This is a genomic window from Pseudomonas sp. KCJK9058, assembly GCF_046230975.1.
GTDB lineage: Bacteria > Pseudomonadota > Gammaproteobacteria > Pseudomonadales > Pseudomonadaceae > Aquipseudomonas > Aquipseudomonas alloputida.
Window position 1 is genome coordinate 85,988 of record NZ_JBJJLR010000001.1, and the last position, 23,133, is coordinate 109,120.

General features: G+C 62.4%; 21 protein-coding genes and 1 pseudogene. 9 read left to right on the forward strand and 13 right to left on the reverse strand.

Annotated elements, in window-relative coordinates:
- The first annotated feature begins 1 nt into the window (after position 1).
- The gene (locus ACK59Z_RS00395) at positions 2 to 1,114 is read left to right on the forward strand and encodes an ABC transporter permease (RefSeq protein ID WP_108191111.1); all 1,113 of its coding nucleotides are present in this window, start codon (positions 2 to 4) and stop codon (positions 1,112 to 1,114) included.
- Positions 1,115 to 1,294: 180 nt separating this feature from the next.
- Here the strand turns inward: ACK59Z_RS00395 and ACK59Z_RS00400 are convergent, their stop codons facing one another.
- Positions 1,295 to 1,729, reverse strand: coding sequence for a type II toxin-antitoxin system PemK/MazF family toxin (locus tag ACK59Z_RS00400; protein WP_060489058.1), 435 nt, complete (start codon positions 1,727 to 1,729; stop codon positions 1,295 to 1,297).
- A gap of 163 nt (positions 1,730 to 1,892) precedes the next feature.
- Positions 1,893 to 2,297: a flagellar basal body-associated protein FliL gene (locus ACK59Z_RS00405; protein ID WP_003253671.1), complete on the reverse strand. Its 405-nt coding sequence runs from the start codon at positions 2,295 to 2,297 to the stop codon at positions 1,893 to 1,895.
- A gap of 157 nt (positions 2,298 to 2,454) precedes the next feature.
- On the opposite strand from ACK59Z_RS00405, the gene ACK59Z_RS00410 reads away from it, so the two are divergent.
- Entirely contained in the window at positions 2,455 to 3,432 is a 978-nt protein-coding gene (locus ACK59Z_RS00410; protein WP_012054058.1) for an NADPH:quinone oxidoreductase family protein, read from the forward strand.
- 165 nt (positions 3,433 to 3,597) lie between these two features.
- Here ACK59Z_RS00410 and ACK59Z_RS00415 read toward each other — a convergent pair whose 3' ends face one another.
- From ACK59Z_RS00415 to trxA, 5 genes are all read right to left on the reverse strand, one after another.
- Entirely contained in the window at positions 3,598 to 4,248 is a 651-nt protein-coding gene (locus tag ACK59Z_RS00415) for a gamma-glutamylcyclotransferase (protein ID WP_012054059.1), read from the reverse strand.
- 246 nt (positions 4,249 to 4,494) lie between these two features.
- Positions 4,495 to 5,463, reverse strand: a complete 969-nt coding sequence (locus tag ACK59Z_RS00420; RefSeq protein WP_003253665.1) for a CDP-6-deoxy-delta-3,4-glucoseen reductase — start codon at positions 5,461 to 5,463, stop codon at positions 4,495 to 4,497.
- Positions 5,463 to 6,929 (reverse strand): 4-hydroxy-3-polyprenylbenzoate decarboxylase, encoded by a 1,467-nt coding sequence (gene ubiD / locus ACK59Z_RS00425; protein ID WP_003253663.1) that lies wholly within the window; start codon positions 6,927 to 6,929, stop codon positions 5,463 to 5,465. Before ubiD ends, ACK59Z_RS00420 begins: the two co-directional genes overlap by 1 nt.
- A gap of 207 nt (positions 6,930 to 7,136) precedes the next feature.
- Positions 7,137 to 8,396 (reverse strand): transcription termination factor Rho, encoded by a 1,260-nt coding sequence (gene rho / locus ACK59Z_RS00430; RefSeq protein ID WP_003253661.1) that lies wholly within the window; start codon positions 8,394 to 8,396, stop codon positions 7,137 to 7,139.
- A gap of 227 nt (positions 8,397 to 8,623) precedes the next feature.
- Complete coding sequence (gene trxA / locus ACK59Z_RS00435; RefSeq protein WP_003253660.1) at positions 8,624 to 8,953, reverse strand: thioredoxin TrxA; 330 nt, start codon at positions 8,951 to 8,953, stop codon at positions 8,624 to 8,626.
- Positions 8,954 to 9,206: 253 nt separating this feature from the next.
- Here trxA and ppx point away from each other — a divergent pair, with 253 nt between their 5' ends.
- Positions 9,207 to 10,709 carry an exopolyphosphatase gene (ppx, locus tag ACK59Z_RS00440; protein WP_003253659.1) on the forward strand — a complete coding sequence of 501 codons (1,503 nt, stop codon included), beginning with the start codon at positions 9,207 to 9,209 and terminating at the stop codon, positions 10,707 to 10,709.
- On the opposite strand, the gene ppk1 is transcribed toward ppx, so the two are convergent.
- Positions 10,696 to 12,939 carry a polyphosphate kinase 1 gene (gene ppk1 / locus ACK59Z_RS00445; RefSeq protein ID WP_108191109.1) on the reverse strand — a complete coding sequence of 748 codons (2,244 nt, stop codon included), beginning with the start codon at positions 12,937 to 12,939 and terminating at the stop codon, positions 10,696 to 10,698. The two genes, ppx and ppk1, sit on opposite strands and share 14 nt — an antisense overlap.
- Positions 12,940 to 13,152: 213 nt before the next feature.
- On the opposite strand from ppk1, the gene ACK59Z_RS00450 reads away from it, so the two are divergent.
- Complete coding sequence (locus ACK59Z_RS00450; protein ID WP_012054060.1) at positions 13,153 to 13,797, forward strand: DedA family protein; 645 nt, start codon at positions 13,153 to 13,155, stop codon at positions 13,795 to 13,797.
- A 501-nt stretch (positions 13,798 to 14,298) separates the two neighbouring features.
- Here the strand turns inward: ACK59Z_RS00450 and ACK59Z_RS00455 are convergent.
- Positions 14,299 to 14,925: pseudogene (locus ACK59Z_RS00455) on the reverse strand (sterol desaturase family protein); the annotation flags it as partial.
- 112 nt (positions 14,926 to 15,037) lie between these two features.
- Between ACK59Z_RS00455 and elbB the strand changes: the two are divergent.
- Positions 15,038 to 15,697, forward strand: coding sequence for an isoprenoid biosynthesis glyoxalase ElbB (gene elbB, locus ACK59Z_RS00460; protein WP_409292058.1), 660 nt, complete (start codon positions 15,038 to 15,040; stop codon positions 15,695 to 15,697).
- Positions 15,698 to 15,898: 201 nt separating this feature from the next.
- On the opposite strand, the gene ACK59Z_RS00465 is transcribed toward elbB, so the two are convergent.
- A complete protein-coding gene (locus tag ACK59Z_RS00465; RefSeq protein ID WP_003253654.1) occupies positions 15,899 to 16,351 on the reverse strand; it encodes a YaiI/YqxD family protein in 453 nt (150 codons plus the stop codon).
- A 166-nt stretch (positions 16,352 to 16,517) separates the two neighbouring features.
- Here ACK59Z_RS00465 and ACK59Z_RS00470 point away from each other — a divergent pair, with 166 nt between their 5' ends.
- The gene (locus ACK59Z_RS00470) at positions 16,518 to 19,373 is read left to right on the forward strand and encodes a class I adenylate cyclase (RefSeq protein WP_108191107.1); all 2,856 of its coding nucleotides are present in this window, start codon (positions 16,518 to 16,520) and stop codon (positions 19,371 to 19,373) included.
- Between the two features lie 90 nt (positions 19,374 to 19,463).
- Here the strand turns inward: ACK59Z_RS00470 and rnk are convergent, their stop codons facing one another.
- From rnk to cyaY, 3 genes are all read right to left on the reverse strand, one after another.
- Positions 19,464 to 19,874 carry a nucleoside diphosphate kinase regulator gene (gene rnk, locus ACK59Z_RS00475; RefSeq protein ID WP_003253652.1) on the reverse strand — a complete coding sequence of 137 codons (411 nt, stop codon included), beginning with the start codon at positions 19,872 to 19,874 and terminating at the stop codon, positions 19,464 to 19,466.
- Positions 19,875 to 20,020: 146 nt separating this feature from the next.
- Positions 20,021 to 20,245 (reverse strand): DUF1289 domain-containing protein, encoded by a 225-nt coding sequence (locus tag ACK59Z_RS00480; protein ID WP_003253651.1) that lies wholly within the window; start codon positions 20,243 to 20,245, stop codon positions 20,021 to 20,023.
- A 1-nt stretch (position 20,246) separates the two neighbouring features.
- Positions 20,247 to 20,579, reverse strand: a complete 333-nt coding sequence (gene cyaY, locus ACK59Z_RS00485) for an iron donor protein CyaY (RefSeq protein WP_004575827.1) — start codon at positions 20,577 to 20,579, stop codon at positions 20,247 to 20,249.
- 239 nt (positions 20,580 to 20,818) lie between these two features.
- On the opposite strand from cyaY, the gene lptM reads away from it, so the two are divergent.
- Genes lptM through dapF form a run of 3 tightly spaced genes read left to right on the forward strand, consistent with a single transcriptional unit; the run spans position 20,819 to position 23,129 of the window.
- Positions 20,819 to 21,037, forward strand: a complete 219-nt coding sequence (lptM, locus tag ACK59Z_RS00490; RefSeq protein WP_108191106.1) for an LPS translocon maturation chaperone LptM — start codon at positions 20,819 to 20,821, stop codon at positions 21,035 to 21,037.
- A gap of 9 nt (positions 21,038 to 21,046) precedes the next feature.
- Positions 21,047 to 22,294: a diaminopimelate decarboxylase gene (lysA, locus tag ACK59Z_RS00495; protein WP_003253648.1), complete on the forward strand. Its 1,248-nt coding sequence runs from the start codon at positions 21,047 to 21,049 to the stop codon at positions 22,292 to 22,294.
- A 4-nt stretch (positions 22,295 to 22,298) separates the two neighbouring features.
- Positions 22,299 to 23,129, forward strand: a complete 831-nt coding sequence (gene dapF, locus ACK59Z_RS00500; RefSeq protein ID WP_014754812.1) for a diaminopimelate epimerase — start codon at positions 22,299 to 22,301, stop codon at positions 23,127 to 23,129.
- Positions 23,130 to 23,133 lie beyond the last annotated feature (4 nt).

Below are 23,133 nucleotides of genomic sequence, written 5' to 3' on the forward strand. Positions count from 1 at the left end.
CATGTCGCGCCTGAACCACACCCTGCGCCTGGGCCTGAAAGAACTGACCAGCCTGCGCCATGACAGCGTCCTGCTGCTGTTCCTGCTATATGCCTTCAGCGTGGCGATCTACATGCCGGCAGCCGGCTCGGTGATCGGTGTACACAACGCCAGCGTGGCGGTGGTGGATGAAGACCATAGCCTGCTCTCGCGCAAGCTCAGCGAAGCCCTGCAACCGCCCGAGTTCCAGCCAGCCGTGCCGCTGCCTCCGCAGCGCCTGGACCAGGCCATGGACAGCGGCCAGTACACCTTCGTCATCAACATACCGGTGAACTTTCAGAGCGACCTGCTGGCCGGGCGCTCGCCGGAGCTGCAGATCAACGTCGATGCTACAGCCATGAGCCAAGCGTTCATGGGCGCCGGCTACATCGGCCGCATCTTCGAGCGCGAGCTGCTCGACTACAGCCAGCGTGGTAACGAGCAAAGCCCGGTGCTGATCAACCCCAAGGCGCTGTTCAACCCCAACCTGGAGGGGGGCTGGTTTCTGGCCGTGATCCAGATCGTCAACAACATCACCATCCTGGCGATCATCCTCACCGGGACCGCGCTGCTGCGCGAGCGTGAGCATGGTACCCTCGACCACCTGCTGGTGCTGCCGTTGACCGCGCTGGAGATCATGCTGGCCAAGATCGGCAGCAACGCGCTGGTGGTGGTGATCTGCACCTGGATTTCGTTGGTGGTCGTCGTCAAAGGTGCACTGGGCGTGCCGCTGTCTGGCTCGATGGGGCTGTTCCTGGCCGTGACCGCGCTGTACCTGTTCGCCAGTACATCGCTGGGCATTTTCCTCGCCACCCTGGCGCGCTCGACGCCGCAGTTCGGCCTGCTGGCGATCCCGGTGATCATCCCGATGCTGTTGCTGTCCGGCGGCAGCACACCTCTGGACAGCATGCCGCAGTGGCTGCAGTGGGTGATGCAAGGGTCACCCTCAACGCACTTTGTCAGCCTGAGTGCCGCAATCCTGTTCAGGGATGCCGGGTGGGCGGTGGTATGGCCGGATATCCTGGCGCTGACGCTGATCGGCCTGGTGTTCTTCAGCGTGGCCCTCGCGCGGTTCCGCCGTACCCTGACGTCTTGAAGGCATGCGCGAGCGTCCGCCGAAAATTGGAAAACTGGCACAAAGACAAAGGGCGCCTTTCGGCGCCCTACTCACAGACAGGTCGACTTGTCATCGCCATATACCTGCCCGGCTCTGTAATTGCTGGTCGAACCAGGATCCTCAGAGTCTTACAAGCCCCTTGCGGGAACAGGCTGATTATCACGCATCGAGCGTAACATTGACAACAGACCGCTCTGTTGCTGGATGTGTGAAACCCAGCGTAAAGCCAACTGCAGCCCTCACGGCGGCGAAATGCTCTGGCCGCATTGTAAAGGTCATGTATTCCCGACCACTTCCTTGCCGCGATTTGACCCGACATCTGTCCAATCTGGAGGTAGCCACCGTGTAGATCATGTCGCACTTGGCCCAGCATGTCAGGGCCGAACCAGGTAGATAACTCGGCAGCACAACGTGATGCCCTGCCATGTGATCCGGTGCCGTGGTACTCAACGGGACTATCGTCACTAACTGGCGATTTTGACTGTGCTTGCGAAGAACGACCACGGGACGCACCTTGATCATTTCAGGCACTTGAAAGCCTGAAAAGTCGCACATCAGTACAGTCGCCTCTTTCGGCTGGTACTTCAAAGCCATTGCCAACACTCTCGAGCAACTGAAGACAAGGCACAATCTAGCTTGGCCATGGCCCCAAAAACTGAAAACTGGCGGGCTTACAGGAAAGACAGAAGGGTCCTACACACGGGGTAAGCCTGAATTCAATCCGACTTACCAGTGATGGACCTCACCCTGTTTCAGGTCACTGCACGATCAGGTTGTTGAACAGCAAGTCTTCAACGATCGGCTTACCCTCTTCCGCCTCCAGCACCTGCTGCACCTGTTTCAGCGCCTCTTGGCGAAGATGCTCCTTGGCCTCGACGTTGCTCATGCTGTCCACCGTCTGCTGGGTGAACAGTGCCACCAGCTGGTTACGGATCAGCGGTTCGTGGTGCTTTACCGTCTTGGCCGCTTCGTCGCCCGTCACGCGCAGGGCCACGTCAGCCTTGTACACGCGCAGCCGCGGGCTGCCGTCGAGCGCATAGTTGCCAACGAAGGGCGGGCTCAGACTGATGTAGGCGACCTTGGGCACCCCTTCCTTGGCTTCCTCGGCCATGGCCGCAGCCGGCAACAGCAGCGCCAGCACCATCAAGATCCACGCTTTCACGAATTCGCTCCTCAATACAGTTGGCGCCAGCTTACCCAGCACACCGCTCAAACCCAAGCCCGGGCTTATGCCGGCCCATCAGGGCGGGCCATGCTCGTTGACCTGCCAAGCGGCCCTCCTACACTTATCGGCCACTACCCGCAAAGGAATAGCCCCGATGAAAGCTGTGTTGTGCAAAACCCTGGGTCCGGCGCGCAACCTGGTGCTGGAAGAGGTGGCCAGCCCACTGCCGAAGAAGAACGAGATCCTGCTGGACGTGCAGGCTGCCGGGGTCAACTTCCCCGACACCTTGATCATCGAAGGCAAGTACCAGTTCCAGCCACCGCTGCCGTTCTCTCCAGGTGGCGAGGCAGCAGGCGTGGTGGCCGCCGTTGGCGAAAAGGCCGGCGCGTTCAAGGTCGGCGACCGGGTCATGGCGCTCACCGGCTGGGGTGCGTTCGCCGAGCAAGTGGCGGTGCCGTTCTATAACGTTCTGCCGATCCCGGCGAGCATGGACTTCACCACCGCTGCGGCCTTCGGCATGACCTACGGCACCTCGATGCACGCCCTGCGCCAGCGGGGCCAGTTGCAAGCCGGCGAGACCCTGCTGGTACTGGGCGCTTCCGGCGGGGTGGGCCTGGCGGCGGTGGAGATCGGCAAGGCCATGGGCGCGCGGGTGATCGCGGCGGCCAGCAGTGCCGAAAAACTGGCCGTGGCCAAGGCTGCCGGGGCGGATGAGCTGATCGACTACAGCCAGGCCAACCTGCGCGAAGAAATCAAACGCCTGACCGGTGGCCAGGGCGTGGACGTGATCTATGACCCGGTCGGTGGCGAGCTGTTCGAACAAGCGGTGCGCGGGTTGGCCTGGAATGGCAGGCTGCTGGTGGTGGGTTTTGCCAGTGGCAGCATTCCACAGCTGGCGGCCAACCTGGTGCTGCTCAAGGGCGCGGCGGTACTGGGCGTGTTCTGGGGGGCATTTGCCCAGCGCCAGCCGGAGGACAACGCGGCCAACTTCCACCAGCTGTTTGCCTGGCATGCCGAGGGCAAGTTGAAGCCGCTGGTGTCGCAGACTTATCCACTGGCAGAAGCCGGGGCTGCTATCGAGAAGCTGGGGCAACGGCAGGCGGTGGGTAAGTTGGTGGTGCTGGCCAGGTAAGGCAGTACCGGCCTCTGCGCGGTCGCCTGTAGCAGCGGGGTTACCCGCGAAAGGCCCGGGCCTGCCGGCCAATTCCACCCGCCGTTCACCGTTGCCGCCACCACCGTATTCGCGGGTAAACCCGCGCCTACAAGGATTACCCGCGAAGAGGCCGGAACAGGTTGCTCACACTTCGCGCAGATTGTGGCAACGCCTGAATCGCGCTTCCAGGTTGCGATCGGGCATCTGGTGACTGCGCAGTGCATTCAAGGTCTGCTCGACATAGTCACGCGTGGTGCCATAACGCCCCTTGGCACTGGCCAGGATCTGGCTGAGCAACGTATCCGGCAAGTTACCGGCATAGCACGGCAAATGCCGCTCCAGTACAAAGCCCAAGGCCTGCACCTTGCTACCATCGCCCAGGCGGCAGTTGAGCCAGTGCGGCCGGTATGCCGGATAGGGCATCTCGCGTTGCCACAGGGCCATCAGTGAGTCGTCCAGGTTGCGTTCATCCAGCCGGTAGGCAAAGCCGCTGCAGGAGCCACCGCGGTCCAGGCCAAACACCAGTCCGGGCGTTTCCGGGGTACCGCGATGTTCATGCGACCACAGGTACAAGCCACGGTGATAACCATGTACCCGCGCGCGCTGGCGCTCCACCGAATTGCACTCCGGGCGCCAGATCAACGAACCATAGGCAAACAGCCACACCGGCCCACCCTGATGCCTGGACATGGTTGTTTTCATGGAGCTGAACAACTGTTCGCGAGTATGTTGCTGACCGAAATCAAGTGCCGGAGGGTATGAAACTTCCCAAGACATACTTTCAAGTGCCGACATAAGCTGCCGCCATTATTCCTGTGAACTACGGATGTAGCGAGCTTCGATTACGCTGCGGCCCCAGGCCGCTTTACCAAGGGCGCTTGCAGTAACCATAGGCCAGAATTGCAGGAATACTCAAGCCCTTGAGCACGTGTTTCATACACGGCTCCGACGACTGGGAAGTACTGTTTCAGCAGCGGTGAAAGTTATTGGCCAAGGCGGTAACAATTACCGCCTTATACCGACACTTTCAAACTTCGGTTATTAACCGCGCGGCGCGTAGGCGAACACATCGGCACGCATGCGGTGCGCATCCATACCGGCTTCGACCAAGGCGTCGAGCGTGGCGTAGATCATGTTCGGTGAGCCGCTGGCATACACATGCACGCTATTGAGGTCGGCAATGTCGTCGCAGACCGCTTCATGCAGCATGCCGCAGCGGCCTTCCCAGCCACACAGGTCGCTGACCACTTGATGCAGGAACAGGTTAGGCAGACGCTGCCATTCGTCCCAGTGCTCGATCTGATAGAAATCCTCGGGCCGGCGCACCCCCCAGTACAGGTGTACCGGGTGCTTGAAGCCCTGAGCCCGGCAGTGCTCGACCAGGCTGTGCATCTGGCCCATGCCAGTGCCGGCGGCAATCAGCACCAGCGGCCCGTCGGGCAGCTCGGCCAGGTGGGTGTCGCCAAACGGCATTTCAATGCGCGCCAGGCCATCTCGCCTCAGCTGGTCGATCAGTTGCACCGCACTGGGCTCACGCGCCAGCACATGCAGCTCCAGTTCACGCCCGGCATGTGGCGCGGACGCCAGCGAAAAAGCTGCCTGCTTGCCGCCCTCACGTTCGATCATCAGGTATTGCCCCGCGTGATAACGCAGAGGTTTACCGGCAGGCGCACGCAGGCGCACCCGCCAGACGTCGCCGCCGACGTCGACGCACTCACTGACGCTGCACGCCAGCTTGCGCACTGGCAGCTCGCCCAAGGCAAGCACACCGTCCCAGAGCAACACGCAGTCCTCCAGCGGTTCGGCAATGCAGGTGAACAACTCACCATGGTCGCGGACTTCGCCATCCTGGCGAACCCGTCCTTCAACCAACAACGCGGCGCAAACATGGCAATTGCCATTGCGGCAGCTGTTTGGGCAGTCATAGCCCAGCCGCCGTGCTCCATCCAGGATCCGTTCCCCGGGTTCAAGCGCCAGCACCGCCCCGGACGGCTGCAACGTTACCTGCATCAATCTATTCCCAACTGATCCCACAGCTCATCGATACGGCGGGTGACGGCCTCATCCTTGACGATGACCCGGCCCCATTCGCGTGTAGTCTCGCCCGGCCACTTGTGCGTAGCGTCCAGGCCCATCTTCGAACCCAGCCCCGACACCGGTGACGCAAAGTCCAGGTAGTCGATCGGGGTATTGTCAATCATTACCGTATCACGCTTGGGGTCCATGCGCGTGGTAATAGCCCAGATCACATCGTTCCAGTCACGAGCGTTGATATCGTCATCGGTGACAATAACGAACTTGGTGTACATGAACTGTCGCAGGAACGACCACACACCCAGCATTACGCGCTTGGCGTGGCCTGGGTACTGTTTCTTCATGGTCACCACCGCCATCCGGTACGAGCAGCCTTCCGGCGGCAGGTAGAAGTCGGTGATTTCCGGGAACTGCTTCTGCAGGATCGGCACGAACACTTCGTTCAGCGCCACGCCGAGAATGGCCGGCTCATCTGGCGGCCGGCCGGTGTAGGTGCTGTGGTAGATCGGTTTTTGCCGGTGGGTGATGCGCTCAACGGTGAACACCGGGAAACTGTCCACTTCGTTGTAGTAGCCCGTGTGATCGCCGTAAGGGCCTTCCGGGGCCATTTCGCCTGGGTGGATCACCCCTTCCAGAATGATCTCGGCGGTTGCCGGTACCTGCAGGTTGCTGCCACGGCACTTGACCAGCTCGGTGCGATTGCCTCGCAGCAGGCCGGCGAAGGCGTACTCGGAAAGGGTGTCCGGGACCGGGGTCACCGCGCCGAGAATGGTCGCTGGGTCAGCGCCCAGGGCCACGGCGACCGGAAACGGCTGGCCGGGGTTCTTCTCGCACCACTCTCGGTAGTCGAGGGCGCCGCCACGGTGGCTGAGCCAGCGCATGATCACCTTGTTGCGGCCGATCACCTGCTGGCGGTAGATGCCCAGGTTCTGGCGGTCCTTGTTCGGGCCACGGGTCACGGTGAGGCCCCAGGTAATCAGCGGCGCCACGTCGCCAGGCCAGCAGTGCTGAATCGGCAGCGTGCCAAGGTCGACATCGTCACCCTCGACCACCACTTCCTGGCACACCGCATCCTTGACCACTTTTGGCGCCATCGACACGACCTTCTTGAAGATCGGCAGCTTCGACCAGGCGTCCTTCAGGCCCTTGGGCGGCTCGGGCTCCTTGAGAAAGGCCAGCAACTTGCCGATTTCCCGCAGTTCGCTGACCGACTCGGCGCCCATGCCCATGGCCACCCGCTCCGGAGTACCGAACAGGTTGCCCAGCACTGGGATGTCGAAGCCGGTGGGCTTTTCGAACAACAATGCCGGGCCCTTGGCGCGCAGGGTGCGGTCGCAGACCTCGGTCATTTCCAGGACGGGGGAGATCGGTACCTGGATGCGCTTGAGCTCGCCGCGCTGTTCCAGGCCACGGATGAAGTCGCGCAAGTCGCGATACTGCATGCAGGAGCCTCGTGTTGGCCGTATCGGTCGGGGTGCAGAGTGTAGCGCCGTTCGGGCCTTGTTTGGGGGTGAAAATGCATTGGGGCCGCTTTGCACCCCTTCGCGGGCAAGCCCGCTCCTACAAGGGCCGCAGTGACCTGTGCAGGAGCGGGCTTGCCCGCGAAGGGCCGCAAGGCGGCCCCAATCAATCCAGCCTGAAACGCTCGCTTACTTGCGCTTCATCGACAGGAAGAACTCATCGTTGGTCTTGGTCTGCTTGAGCTTGTCGACCAGGAACTCGATGGCGGCGATTTCGTCCATCGGGTGCAGCAGCTTGCGCAGAATCCACATACGCTGCAGTTCGTCGTCAGCGGTCAGCAACTCTTCGCGGCGGGTGCCGGAACGGTTGATGTTGATGGCCGGGAACACACGCTTCTCGGCGATGCGGCGGTCCAGCGGCAGCTCCATGTTGCCGGTGCCCTTGAACTCTTCGTAGATCACTTCGTCCATCTTCGAGCCGGTTTCAACCAGCGCAGTGGCGATAATGGTCAGCGAACCGCCTTCCTCGATGTTACGCGCAGCACCGAAGAAGCGCTTGGGCTTCTCGAGGGCGTGGGCGTCGACACCACCGGTCAGCACCTTGCCGGAGCTCGGGATCACGGTGTTGTAGGCACGCGCCAGTCGAGTGATCGAGTCCAGCAGGATAACCACATCTTTCTTGTGCTCGACCAGGCGCTTGGCCTTCTCGATCACCATCTCGGCAACCTGCACGTGGCGGGTTGGCGGCTCGTCGAAGGTGGAAGCAACCACTTCGCCACGCACGGTGCGCTGCATTTCGGTCACTTCTTCCGGGCGCTCGTCGATCAGCAGGACGATCAGGTGGCACTCAGGGTTGTTACGGGTGATGTTGGCCGCAATGTTCTGCAGCATGATCGTCTTACCGGCTTTCGGCGGGGCAACGATCAGGCCGCGCTGGCCTTTGCCGATCGGGGCGCACAGGTCGATGACGCGACCGGTCAAGTCTTCGGTGGAGCCGTTACCGGCCTCCATCTTCAGGCGCTTGTTCGGGAACAGCGGCGTCAGGTTTTCGAACAGGATCTTGTTCTTCGCGTTTTCCGGGCGGTCGAAGTTGATGGTATCGACCTTCAGCAGGGCGAAGTAACGCTCCCCTTCCTTCGGTGGGCGGATCTTGCCGACGATGGTGTCGCCGGTACGCAGGTTGAAACGGCGGATCTGGCTGGGCGAGACATAGATGTCGTCTGGGCCGGCCAGGTAGGACGCATCAGCCGAACGCAGGAAACCGAAACCATCCTGGAGAATCTCCAGCACGCCGTCACCCGAGATCTCTTCGCCGCTTTTCGCATGCTTCTTCAGCAGGGCGAAAATCACGTCCTGTTTGCGCGAACGGGCCATGTTTTCGATGCCCATCTGTTCGGCCATTTCCAAAAGATCGGTAATCGGCTTTTGCTTGAGTTCAGTCAGGTTCATAAGGGGAATGACGTAATCATGTAAGAAGGGAGAATTAAGCTTCTGGCTTAATGAGGCCGCGCCGCTGGATGGCGACAGGATCGCGTACTGATTCGAATTAGGGATGCTTCGGCGACGGCATGTAGAGGGCACTGGAAAAGCAGTGCGAGGCCGAATGTAACACTTGCTTTTTTCTGCGTCTAGTGCTCTGAAAAAGAAAAGCCCCGCATTTGCGGGGCCTTTTCACATCACAGGTGGGCGTCGAGGAATGCGGCCAGCTGCGATTTGGACAGTGCACCAACCTTGGTGGCTTCGACGTTGCCGTTCTTGAACAGCATCAGCGTCGGGATACCACGCACACCGTGCTTGGCCGGGGTTTCCTGGTTCTCGTCGATGTTCAGCTTGGCGACGGTCAGTTTGCCCTCGTAGGTGGAAGCGATGTCGTCCAGAACCGGAGCGATCATCTTGCATGGACCGCACCATTCAGCCCAGTAGTCGACCAGTACCGCGCCTTCGGCCTTCAGGACATCGGCTTCGAAGGAGGCGTCGGTGACATGTTTGATCAGATCGCTGCTCATGGATATCTCCAGGGTCGTAAGCAAAAAACGTGGCCCATGATAGCCGCACCTACGCCGGACAGGAAGCCACGGACGATTGAGTGTAACTATAGTTGCGCAAGACGCCGCGAATCGAAACTGTCATATGGCCGTCATAGAATCGAATGGCACATTGCCTTGCATCAAGGCCAGTACAACGGCTGAGTGTCACGCGTTGGCGATAGCCTGCTATCGTGGCACGATTGCCAGGTTAACGACCGAGAACAACCAGATCATGCCGCATACCATCGCGAAGAACCTGTCCCTGATCGCCGCCATCGACCTTGGCTCCAACAGTTTTCACATGGTCGTGGCCAAGGCCCACCATACCGAAATCCGTATCCTTGAGCGGCTCGGCGAGAAGGTTCAACTGGCCGCCGGCATCGACGAAGAGCGCATGCTCAGTGAAGAGGCAATGGAAAGGGGCCTGGATTGCCTCAAGCGCTTTTCCCAGCTGATCAACGGCATGCCGGCAGGCGCCGTGCGTATCGTCGGTACCAACGCCTTGCGCGAAGCGCGCAATCGTAACGAATTCATCCAGCGCGCCGAAGCCATCCTCGGCCACCCGGTGGAGGTCATCTCTGGCCGTGAAGAGGCGCGCCTGATCTACCTGGGCGTGTCGCACACCCTGGCCGACACCCCCGGCAAGCGCCTGGTGGCCGACATCGGCGGCGGCAGTACCGAGTTCATCATCGGCCAGCGCTTCGAGCCGCTGCTGCGTGAAAGCCTGCAGATGGGTTGCGTGAGCTTTACCCAGCGTTACTTCCGCGACGGCAAGATCACCCCGGCCCGCTATGCCCAGGCCTACACGGCCGCGCGCCTGGAACTGATGAGCATCGAAAATGCCCTGCACCGCCTGACCTGGGATGAGGCCATCGGCTCATCCGGCACCATTCGCGCCATCGGCGCTGCCATCAAGGCCGGTGGCCTGGGCAATGGCGAGGTCAACGCCGAAGGCCTGGCCTGGGTCAAACGCAAGCTGTTCAAGCTGGGCGAGGTCGACAAGATCGACTTCGACGGCGTCAAGCCAGACCGCCGCACTATCTTCCCGGCGGGCTTGGCGATTCTCGAAGCGATCTTCGATGCCCTTGAACTGAACCGCATGGACCACTGCGACGGCGCCCTGCGCGAAGGTGTGCTGTTCGATCTGCTTGGCCGCCACCACCACGAAGACGTGCGCGAACGCACCCTGAACTCGCTGATGGAGCGCTATCACGTGGACCAGGGCCAGGCTGCGCGCGTCGAGCGCAAGGCATTGCACGCATTCGACCAGGTGGCCGACGCTTGGAACCTGAAAGACGGAAACTGGCGCGATCTACTGGGCTGGGCCGCGAAAGTGCACGAAATCGGGCTGGACATTGCCCATTATCACTACCACAAGCACGGCGCCTATCTGATCGAGCACTCGGACCTGGCAGGCTTTTCCCGGGAAGATCAGCAGATGATGGCCCTGCTGGTACGCGGCCACCGCCGCAACATCCCCAAGGACCGTTACGCCGAACTGGGTGATGAAGGGGTCAAGCTGCTGCGCCTGTGCGTGCTGCTGCGCTTTGCCATCCTGTTCCACCACATCCGCGGCACTCAGCAAATGCCAAAGGTAGAACTGCACGGCGGGGACAACAGCCTGGATGTAGCCTTCCCTGACGGTTGGCTGGAGCAGAACCAGCTGACCCAGGCCGACTTCGCCAACGAGGCGGAGTGGCTGGCCCGGGTCGGCTTCGTCCTCAGCGTACGTTGAGGACCGGGTTGCTCAGGCGCTCCAGCAAGGTCGCCTGAACGCTGCGCGGGTTCTGGTTGCCGGTCGGGGTGCTGCGCACGTAGCGCCCGTCCGGCTGCAAGGTCCAGGCGTGGGTATTGTCGGTCAGGTAGCCTTCCAGCTCCTTCTTCACCCGCAGCAACAGTTTCTTGCCTTCCACCGGGAAGCAGGTCTCGACACGCTTGTCGAGGTTGCGCTCCATCCAGTCGGCGCTAGACAGGAAGATCTGCTCTTCGCCGCCATTGAGGAAGTAGAACACCCGCGTGTGCTCGAGGAAGCGGCCAATGATCGAGCGCACCTGGATGTTGTGCGAAACCCCCGGAATGCCCGGGCGCAGACAGCACATGCCACGCACCACCAAGTCGATTTTCACGCCCGACTGGCTGGCCTTGTACAGCGCCTTGATGACTTTGGCGTCGGTCAGCGAGTTGAACTTGGCGATGATGTGCGCCGGCTTGCCTTCAAGGGCAAACTGGGTTTCCCGCGCGATCATGTCGAGCATGCCCTTTTTCAGGGTGAACGGGGCATGCAGCAGCTTCTTCATGCGCAAGGTCTTGCCCATGCCGATCAACTGGCTGAACAGCTTGCCGACGTCTTCGGTGAGCGCATCGTCAGAGGTCAGCAGGCTGTAGTCGGTGTACAGGCGGGCGTTGCCGGCGTGGTAGTTACCGGTACCCAGGTGCGCATAACGCACGATCTCGCCCTGCTCGCGGCGCAGAATCAGCATCATCTTGGCGTGGGTCTTGAACCCGACCACACCGTAGATCACTACCGCACCGGCCGCTTGCAGGCGGCTGGCCATCTGCAGATTGGACTCTTCGTCAAAGCGCGCACGCAACTCGATCACCGCAGTGACCTCCTTGCCGTTACGCGCTGCGTCCACCAGGGCGTCGACGATTTCCGAGTTAGCCCCCGAGCGGTACAGAGTCTGGCGCACGGCGAGCACGTGCGGGTCCTTGGCGGCCTGGCGCAGCAGGTCGACCACTGGCGTGAAGGACTCGAACGGGTGCATCAGCAGGATGTCCTGCTTGCTGATCACACTGAAAATGTTGTCAGCGTTCGCCAGCAGCTTGGGGATCGCCGGGGTGAACGGTGTGTATTGCAGCTCCGGGTGGCTGTCCAGGCCGGTGATGCTGAACAGGCGGGTGAGGTTGACCGGGCCATTGACCTGGTACAGCTCACTTTCGCTGAGGCTGAACTGCTTCAACAGGTAGTCCGACAGGTGTTTCGGGCAGGTGTCGGCCACTTCCAGGCGCACGGCGTCACCGTAGCGGCGCGAGAACAGCTCGCCGCGCAGCGCACGGGCCAGGTCGTCGACCTCTTCAGAGTCCAGCGCCAGGTCGGCGTTGCGCGTCAGACGGAACTGATAGCAGCCTTTCACCTTCATGCCCTGGAACAGGTCGTCGGCGTGCGCGTGGATCATCGACGACAGGAACACGTAGTTTGCGCCCGGGCCGCCCACCTCTTCCGGCACGCGAATAACCCGCGGCAGCAGGCGTGGCGCCGGAATGATCGCCAGGCCCGAGTCGCGACCGAAGGCGTCCACCCCCTCGAGCTCAACGATGAAGTTGAGGCTCTTGTTCACCAGCAGCGGGAACGGGTGAGTCGGGTCGAGGCCAATCGGGGTAATGATCGGGGCAATTTCGTCGCGGAAGTAGCGGCGTACCCAGGTCTTGAGCTTGGGTGTCCAGTAGCGGCGGCGGATGAAGCGGATCTGGTGCTTTTCCAGCTCTGGCAGCAGCACGTCGTTGAGGATCGCGTACTGGCGCTCTACCTCGATGTGCACCAGTTCGCTGATACGCGCCAGCGCCTGGTGCGGCTGCAGGCCATCGGCGCCGGCCTGTTCACGGGCGAAGTTGATCTGCTTCTTCAGGCCTGCGACACGAATCTCAAAGAACTCGTCGAGGTTGCTGGAGAAGATCAACAGGAACTTGAGGCGTTCCAGCAGCGGATAGCTCTCATCCAGTGCCTGCTCCAGCACCCGGATATTGAACTGCAGTTGCGAGAGTTCGCGATGAATGTACAGGCTGCTGTCGTCCAGGCCAGGGACGGCGATGGCCGGGGACGGCGCAGGCACCGGAGCTACAGGCTCGGCCACCGGCTCCGCTACAGGCTCAGCCGCCGGAGGCAGGTCTGGCGGGGTCTGCAGCATCTCTTCTGGGAGCTCCTGAGCATCCTTGATCGCGACAGGGCTTAGCACTTCATTATTCATCTGGCGTTCCTGAGGACGTTAACGCCCTATCATCTATTGAGCGGCAAGATAAGCGCCCATTATGACGCCCGTGTTACACATATGGGCAAGCCGTGGCAAGGGGCCTCTGGCATTGTCTGCGCTGGAATTGTTCACGTCGAGACACATTTGGACACTTTCACGAACGCGCGCGAAGGGGTAGGCTGCGCGTTCATTTCGCCAGCACCTCAGAAAATGCTTCAACAATTCCTGCAGGATTTCGGCTACTTCGCCCTTTTTCTAGGCACCTTCTTTGAAGGCGAGACCATTCTGGTGCTTGCGGGGTTCCTTGCGTTCCGCGGTTACATGGATATCAATCTGGTGTGCCTGGTGGCCTTCTTCGGCAGCTACGCGGGCGACCAGTTGTGGTACTTCATGGGCCGACGCCACGGGCGCAGGATCCTGGCGCGCAAGCCGCGCTGGCAGGCAATGGGCGACCGGGCGCTGGACCATATCCGCCGCCACCCCGATATCTGGGTGCTGAGCTTCCGCTTTGTCTATGGTTTGCGCACGGTCATGCCGGTGGCCATCGGCCTGTCGGGTTACCCGCCACGTCGCTACCTGCTGCTGAACGGGATTGGCGCGGGCATCTGGGCAGTGGCCCTGGGCGCCGCCGCCTACCACTTCGGCGCCATCCTCGAAGGCTTGCTGGGCAACGTCAAACGTTACGAGCTATGGGTGCTTGGCGGCCTGGTGGCGCTGGGCGGCCTGCTGTGGCTGCGCCGGCGCTTCCGTACTCTGCGCGCGGAGCGCAGGGCGGCGAGCCAGGCCCAGCCCCCAGAGGCTGAGCAGGCTGTAAGCCACGAGCAGAAACCAGGCCAGCGGCGCGACCACCGCTAAGCCCAAGGCGCCGGCCAGGTACAATGCCGGCGCATTCAGACACAACCGCGCCAGCTCCAGGCGTGCAGACCAGGGCCGGTTCTCCAGCAACGCGCCCAGCACGAACAAACCAAACGCCATCAGTGACCAGCCGAGCACCAGCGCGGCGGCCGGCACGCGGTCGGCCACGTCCATCAGGTAGCTGCCCAAGGCCACATAAACCACGAACTGCGCCGCCACATAGGCTTGCTGCCCGCGCCCCAGGGCAATCTCAAACTTGCGAAAAAGCGCCAAGTCCTGTTTGGCCTGTGGGTAGCGTGCGGCCACATCGGCCGGGCGCCAGCCGGTAGGCATGAACCAGATACGCAGCTTGTCCCACAGGCTGGTGGTGCGCCGGGCGTCGCGCCAGAGCTGGGCATAGAACTGCAGGTTGGCCCATAGCGGGTTCCAGCTGGCCAGCGGCGTGGTCACCCCGAACACCACCGGCTCGGCCGGGTCCTCCTCCTTGAACGTGCCGAACAGACGGTCCCAGAGAATGAACACACCACCGTAATTGCGATCCAAGTAAGCAGGGTTTTGCGCATGGTGGACGCGATGATTGGACGGCGTGATCAACACCCACTCCAGCCAGCCAAGTTTAGGGATATGCCGGGTATGCACCCAGAACTGATACAGCAGGTTGAGCGAGGCGACGGTGATGAACACCAGTGGCGGCACACCCAGCAGCGCCAGCGGCAGGTAGAACAACCACGAGAAGAGGAACCCGCTACTGGTCTGGCGCAGCGCCGTGGTGAGGTTGTACTCCTCGCTCTGGTGATGCACCGAGTGCGCAGCCCACAGTACGTTGCGCTCATGCCCCAGGCGGTGCAGCCAGTAGTAGCAGAAGTCGTACAGGACAAAGGCCAGCAACCAGACCCACCCTGCCTGCGCCGGCAAATGCAACAGCGCCAGGTGCTCGAAGACCAGAGCATAGGCGACCAGCCCTACGCCTTTGGTCAGCAGGCCGGTACTGGTCGACAGTGCGCCGGTACTCAGGCTGTTGATCGAGTCGGCCAGGGTGAAGTTGTGCTGGCCGCGCACGCGGTCGGCGACCAGCTCTACGGCTATCAGCACAAAAAAGAACGGCACGGCCAGCAGTATCAGGTCCATGGGCGCGACCTCAGGCGTTATCCACCAAGATTAGGCCGCCCCCGCAGGAATCCCTATGGCGACATCTGCCAAACTAGAGGACATTTAGCGCCTCGACACTGGAGTAATGAGCATGACAAAAAAAGTAGCGGTGATTCTTTCCGGCTGTGGCGTGTATGACGGCGCCGAAATCCACGAAAGCGTGATCACGCTGCTGCGCCTCGACCAGCGCGGTGCGCAGGTGCAGTGCTTCGCGCCGAACATCGCACAGATGCATGTAATCAACCATCTGACCGGCGAAGAAATGCCCGCATCGCGCAATGTGCTGGTGGAGTCGGCGCGCATTGCTCGCGGCGAGGTCAAGGATATCCGTGAAGCCAAGGCCGAAGACTTCGACGCACTGATCGTGCCGGGCGGTTTCGGGGTGGCTAAAAACCTGTCCAACTTTGCCGTGGAAGGCGCCAACTGCAGCGTGAACCCAGACGTGCTGGCCTTGGCCGAAGCCTTTGCCGACGCCTGCAAACCCGTTGGCCTGATCTGCATCTCGCCGGCGCTTGCGGCGAAGATCTACGGGCCGGGCGTGGTCTGCACCATCGGCAGCGATGCCGGCACTGCGGCGGCTGTCGAGAAGATGGGCGGCACCCATGAAGCGTGCGATGTACACGACATTGTCGAAGACACCCAGCGCAAGCTCGTGACGACCCCGGCGTACATGGAGGCCAAGTCGATCAGCGAGGCGGCGGGCGGGATCTACAAGCTGGTAGACCGAGTGCTGGAGCTGACGCACGAGTAAGTTACTGCGTTGGCTTCTTCGCGGGCATGCCCGCTCCCACAGGTCCAGCGCAGGCTTCAAGGTCACGCGGTACCTGTGGGGGCAACTCATGAAAAGCCTGCGCGATCACCTGTAGGAGCGGGTTCACCCGCGAACACCGGCAAAGCCGGTACCATCCACCGCGCCACGCTGGGCTGTCGCCGACAGGAACCGTGTCAGCGCTCAGCTTTTCGAGAGGCGGGCAATGATCCGGTCCAGTGCATTGGCAAACGCCTGTTTCTCACGTTCGCCATAGGCCGCCTGCCCGCCCCCCACCTGCCCCTGCTCACGCAGCTCGGTGAACAGGTTGCGCGCCGCCAGGCGGTCGCCCATGTTGCGCTCGTCGAACTCACGCCCACGCGGGTCCAGTGCGGCCACGCCCTTTTTCACCAGGCGGTCGGCCAGCGGCACGTCACTGCAGATCACCAGCTCGCCAGGCACGGCGTGCTCCACAATGTAATCGTCGGCCGCATCCATGCCGCTGGGCACCACGATCAGACGCACGATCGCGAACGCCGGCTTGGCCACCGCCTGCCCCGCCACCATCACCACCTCGAACTTGCGCTTGAGGGCGAACTTGACGATCAGATCCTTGGCCGCCTTGGGGCAGGCGTCGGCATCGATCCATACACGCATTGGACACTCTCTACATGAACTCAATGCGCCCATCATGCCTGAAGCGCAGCGAAAGCTGGAGCAGGCCAGCGCTGGAAAAATGGCGCCAGAATTTCAATTACCGCTTATCCGACCCCGCCACTCAGGCTAAACTCGCCACAGCTTCAATGGCCTGCCCGAGCGCGCAATGAACCACCCTCACGAAATCCGCCCTGACCTGGACGAAGGCATCGACCGCAAGGTCCTGGCGACATTGCGTGCGCGCTTCCTGCATCTGAACCAGGGCCGACTGCAGCGGGCAAAGGAAGGCCTGTCAACGCGCCAGCAACAGGTACTGTCGTTGCTGCCGCTGCTGTTTCACGTGAACCACCCGCTATTGCCGGGTTACGTCTCCGGCAGCACCCCTGCGGGCGTATCGGCTTACGAGCCAAGCGCCGAGTTGGTGGCCGATGCCCAACGCCTGGCCCGCTCGTTCACCTACAAGGCCCAGCATGGCAACCCGCCACGCCCGATCCACGGCCTGTTCCTGATGGGCAGCCTGGGCTCGCTGGCGCAGGCCGAGCACAGCGACATGGACCTGTGGGTGTGCCATGCACCCGGCTTGCCCGAACAGCTGCTGGGTGAGCTGCGCCGCAAGTGCCAGCTGCTGGAGGCCTGGGCGGCAAGCCTGGGCGCCGAAGCACACTTTTTCCTGATCGACACACAGGGCTTCGCCCAGGGTCAGCGCGATGGCCAGCTCGGCTCCGACGACTGCGGCACCACCCAGCACTACCTGCTGCTGGACGAGTTCTACCGCACCACCCTGTGGCTGGCCGGGCGTACGCCGCTGTGGTGGCTGGTACCGGTGTACGAGGAACACAATTACTACAGCTACACCCAGACGTTGCTGTCCAAGCGCTTTATCCGCAGCCAGGAAGCCCTTGACCTCGGCAACCTGGCGCACATTCCGCCCGGTGAGTTCGTCGGCGCTGGCCTGTGGCAATTGTTCAAAGGCATCGACTCGCCCTACAAATCGCTGCTCAAACTGCTGCTGACCGAAGCCTACGCCGGCGAACACCCTGCGGTGCGCTGCCTGAGCCTGGACTACAAGCAGGCAGTATTTGCCAACCAGCTCGACCTCGACGAGCTGGACCCCTACGTGATGGTCTACCGGCGCATCGAACGTTACCTGCTGCAACGCGGCGAACCCGCGCGCCTGGAGCTGGTACGGCGCAGCCTGTACCTGAAGGTGAACAAGAAGCTCAGCGACCAAGGCCGCAGCCATGGCTGGCAACGCCGGCTGCTGCAGCGCCTGACCGACGAGTGGGGCTGGGACCAGCGCCAGTTGGCCCTGCTGGACAGCCGCAGCCAATGGAAAGTGCAGCAGGTTGCCGTCGAGCGGCGTGAGCTGGTGGCCGAGCTTAACCTCAGTTATCGCTTCCTCAGCCAGTTCGCTCGCACCCAGAACGCCAGCAGCCGCGCCGACCAGCGCGACCTCAATGTGCTGGGCCGGCGCCTGTACGCAGCCTTCGAGCGCCGCGCCGGCAAGGTCGAAGTGATTAACCCCGGCATCGCCCCTGACCTCGCCGAAGGCACCCTGACGCTGGTCCAGGCACCCAACCGCAAGGAGCCGGGCAGCTACCACTGGGAGCTGTACAGCGGCAACCTGAGCACCCATGAGGTGCAGCACTTCAGCCCGATCAAACGCTGCCGCGAGCTACTCGAACTGCTGACCTGGGCCCATCGCAACGGAGTGATCGACAGCAGCACCCGCATGGCGCTGCATCCAGGGGCCAGCGACCTCGGGGAATTCGAGCTGTTCAACCTGCTGGGCTGTCTGCGGCAAAGTATCCCCCTGCCCTTGCCGACCGTCAGCGAAGTGCGCCTTTTGCAGCCCAGCGTTGCCGATGAGGTGTTGTTGCTGGTCAACGTCGGCGTCGACCCGCTGCGCCACCACCGCGAGCTGAACGTTTTGATGACCACAGAGCGCACCGACGCGTTGAGCTACGCTGGCGTGCGCGAAAACCTGGTGCTGACCCTGGACCAGGTCACCGTCAACAGCTGGAACGAGGTGCTGGTCCAGCGCTATGACGGTGAACACGCGCTGGTGCGCTGCCTGCGCGACTTCCTCAACAGCCCGGCGCAGCGCGGCCACCGGCCAAGGGTGCGAGTACGCTGCTTCTGCCAAAGCCGCGCCCAGCCGATCGGCCAGCGCGTAGAGGAAATTTTCGACACCGCCCAGCTGCTGCGGGATCAAGGGCTCCACCACCGCTACCTGCTGCAAGTGGCCCACCACACCCATGTGCTGGAGCTGTTGCCCGAGCATGTCAGCCTGACGACCCTGGCCGAGCATGAGGCGCTACTGGCCTACCTGGGCGAAGAGCGAGGCACCTACAGCCCGCTGTACCTGGATGCCAATGCGCTGCAGGACCACGACCTGCGCCTGGTGCTGGAGCAAGGCCGACCAGCCTGCATTCAGGTGTTCTACCGCCTGCAGGGCGGCTGGGCCGATGTGTATGTGCTGGATGAATACAACGCATTGTGGCAACAACGCCTGCCGCTGCATGACGAAGCGCATCTGCTGTTGCCACTGCAACGTTTTCTGCGCTCGGTGGTGATGCGCCGCGATGCCCACCTGCCCCTCGATAGCCTGCGACCCGCCTGGCTGGATATCCACTACGCGCAGCTGCTGCCCACCGGCCCAGGCAAGGCACGCAACATCGAGCCGCGCCTGGCCCCGGCCGAGGGCAGCGACCAGCCTTACTATGAGGTACAGGCGATTATCCAGGCGGGTGTAGCGGGCGTGGCGCATGTGACGCTGTACTGCGACCAGCAGGAGTTTTCCGAGCTGGAACATGGTGAGCAGCTGTATGCGGTGGTGGCCAGGCAGATCATCGGTCAGCGCCGTGGCACAGCGCAGTACCGGTGCTATATCACCGACCTGGATTTGTCCGAGTTGCTGGATGACCGGCTGGGGGCAACGCAGGCCTACCTGAGCTACAAGCGGGTGCTGGAGCAGGCTTTGAATGAGGGGTTGGAGCAGGTTTTGGCGGAGGGCGCCTGAACTCGCAGCACAAGGCGGCGACAAAAGAGTGCATCTCTCTGTAGCAACAGCCTTGCGCTGCAAACGGGCCGCGAAACGGCCCCCTGGCCCTTACAGGTCGTAATCGCCCGCCGCCTCCGGCTGGTACTCCACTTCCAGCAGCTTCAGCTTGAGGGTCTTGCCCCCCGGTGCCGGCCAGTCGATCTGCTCGCCCACCGACAGCCCCAGCAAAGCGCAGCCAATCGGCGCCAGGATCGAGACCTTGCCTTCCGGCCCGGCATCCTTGGGGTACACCAGTGTCAGGTGGTAGTCCTTGCCGCTGGCTTCCTCACGGCAGTGCACCCGCGAGTTCATGGTCACCACGCCCGCCGGCACTTCCTCGTGACCGACCACCTGCTCGGCGCGGTCAAGCTCGTCCTGCAGGGCGAGCACACCCGGCGTACTCTCGTCGAGGCTGTCGATCAGACGCTCCAGACGTTGTACGTCCAATCGGGTGAGGATGAGGGAAGGCTTGGTGCTCATGATCCAGTCAGACTCCTTTGAACAGGCAGTTTTCAATGTGCAAATAAAGCAAAACCCCGCCCAAGGGCGGGGTTTGAGAAGGCTTTGGCGTCACCGACGCAGAACCCGACACTACCACAGCCGGGCAAATACTCAAGCCCCTGCGCTCAGTGTGCCTTAGCCTGCTCGCGCAAGACCTGGGCCTCGCGGCAGATCTGCCGGCGCCGTTCGTCATCGGCCGAGCGCCATTCGCGAATGTGCTCGACATGCCGATGGCAACCGGTGCACACCCGCTGTTCGTCCAGCCGGCATACGCTGATGCACGGTGACGGCACTGCAGGGCTGACGTTGCTGTAAAGCGGCTTGGGCGGCCGGGCCTGGGCGCTACTCATGTCAGATTTCGTCGAAGTCCAGCTTCTCGCCGGCCCGCTCCCAGACGATACGCTCGAGCATTTCACCCAGCAACTCTTCGCTCTTTTCGCACACCCACTTGCCGCTGTCCTCGTCGTAATCGAAGTGGAAACCACCGGAGCGGTCGGCAAGCCACAGCTGGCGCAATGGCTCCTGACGGCTGAAGATCAGCTGGGCGCCGCCCTCGAACTTGACGGTCAGGACACCGGCGGAGTTCTCCATGTCCAGGTCCAGACCGCTCTCGTCGAACAGATCTTCCAGGGCCTGTTGGGTCGCGTCGACCAGATCATGGAAACGCGCTTCACTCAAACTCATTGCAGGAACCTCGAAATTGGCTGCGTTACAGGCAAGCCGGGCAAGATACGGGCGCTTGCCGCCGAATGCAAAGGTTTAGCCGTTGCGTTCACCGGCCTCTTCGCGGGCGAGCCCGCTCCTACGGGGGGCTGCGCAGAGGCTAAGCATAGCCCGCCCGGCGGACCGGTCCTTGCATAGGCAAGCCGCCGGTCGCTCGGTATACTCGGGCGCAATACTGCATTTTTCTAAGGATTTCACCCATGAAGCGCCTGATTTCCTCCTTCGCGGCGCTGGTCGCTGTTGCCTGCCTCGTTTCGGCCTGTGGCCAGAAAGGCCCGCTGTATCTGCCTGAAGATGGCGATAACGGCAAAGCGCACAAGTCGCACCAGCACCAGCCAAAAGCCAAGCCGGCCCCGGCACAAGAACAGCAGCCCGAGCTGCAGTCCGAGTCCGAGTCCGAGCAGTCGCCAGCGCAGTAAGGAAACCAGATGAACGCTTTCAACTACCGCGACGGTGAGCTGTTCGCGGAAGGCGTGGCCCTGTCGGCCATTGCTGAACGTTACGGCACCCCCACCTATGTGTACTCGCGCGCCCACATCGAGGCCCAGTACCGTAGCTACGCAGACGCCCTGCAAGGCACCGAGCACCTGGTGTGCTTCGCGGTCAAGGCCAACTCCAACCTTGGCGTGCTGAACGTGCTGGCGCGCCTGGGCGCAGGCTTTGACATTGTCTCCGGTGGTGAACTGGAGCGTGTACTGGCCGCTGGCGGGCGTGCCGACCGCGTGGTGTTCTCCGGCGTTGGCAAAACCCGTGAAGACATGCGCCGTGCCCTGGAAGTTGGCGTGCACTGCTTCAACGTCGAATCCACCGACGAGCTGGAGCGCCTGCAAGTAGTCGCCGCCGAAATGGGCAAGGTTGCCCCGGTGTCGCTGCGGGTCAACCCGGACGTCGATGCCGGTACTCACCCGTACATCTCCACCGGCCTTAAAGAAAACAAGTTCGGCATCGCCATTGCCGATGCCGAGGCCATCTACGTACGCGCCGCACAGCTACCGAACCTGGAAGTGGTCGGTGTCGACTGTCACATCGGCTCGCAACTGACCACCGTCGAGCCATTCCTCGACGCCCTCGACCGCCTGCTGGTGCTGGTCGACCGCCTGGCCGAGTGCGGCATACACCTGCGCCACCTGGACCTGGGTGGCGGTGTCGGTGTGCGCTACCGCGACGAACAGCCACCACAGGTGGCCGACTACATCAAGGCCATCCGCGAACGCGTGGGCGAGCGCGACCTGGCCCTGGTGTTCGAGCCTGGCCGCTACATCGTCGCCAATGCTGGCGTGCTGCTGACCCGCGTGGAATACCTCAAGCACACCGAACACAAGGACTTCGCGATCATCGATGCAGCGATGAACGACCTGATCCGCCCGGCCCTGTACCAGGCCTGGATGGGTGTCAGCGCGGTCAAGCCACGTGCAGGCGAAGGCCGTGCCTATGACCTGGTCGGCCCTATCTGCGAGACTGGCGACTTCCTCGGCAAGGACCGCGTACTCAACCTGGCCGAAGGTGACCTGCTGGCCGTAGAGTCCGCGGGCGCCTATGGTTTTGTCATGAGCTCCAACTACAACACCCGCGGCCGTTGCGCTGAAATCCTGGTCGACGGCGACCAGGCGTTCGAAGTACGCCGCCGCGAGACCGTCGCCGAACTGTATGCTGGCGAAAGCCTGCTGCCGGAGTAAGCCCATGCTGCTGCGTTTTACCAAGATGCATGGGCTGGGCAACGACTTCATGGTCCTGGACCTGGTCAGCCAGCACGCGCACATTCAGCCCAAGCACGCCAAGCAATGGGGTGACCGTCACACCGGCATCGGCTTTGACCAGTTGCTGATCGTCGAGGCGCCGAACAACCCGGAAGTGGACTTCCGCTACCGCATCTTCAACGCCGACGGCTCCGAGGTCGAGCAATGCGGCAACGGTGCGCGCTGCTTTGCCCGCTTTGTGCTGGACAAGCGCCTGACCGCCAAAAAGCGCATCCGCGTGGAAACCAAGAGCGGCATCATCGTGCTGGACGTGCAGAACGACGGCCAGGTGAGTGTCAACATGGGCCCGCCGCGCTTCATCCCTGCCGAAATTCCCTTTGTCGCCGACGCACAGGCGCCAAGCTACCCGCTGGAAGTTGACGGCCAGTTGTACTCGATAGCCGCCGTGTCCATGGGTAACCCGCACGCCGTGCTGCGTGTCGACGACGTGTCTACTGCGCCTGTGCATGAGCTGGGCCCGAAGATCGAAAACCACCCACGCTTCCCACAGCGGGTGAATGCCGGCTTCATTCAAGTCATCGACCGCCACCGCGCCAACCTGCGCGTGTGGGAACGCGGCGCCGGCGAAACCCAGGCTTGCGGCACCGGCGCCTGCGCCGCAGCCGTGGCGGCGATCAGCCAGGGCTGGATGGATTCCCCGGTGTCCCTCGACCTGCCCGGTGGTCGCCTGCACATCGAATGGGCCGGCCCCGGCAAGCCCGTGATGATGACCGGCCCGGCCGTACGCGTCTACGAAGGACAGGTTCGTCTCTAAACGA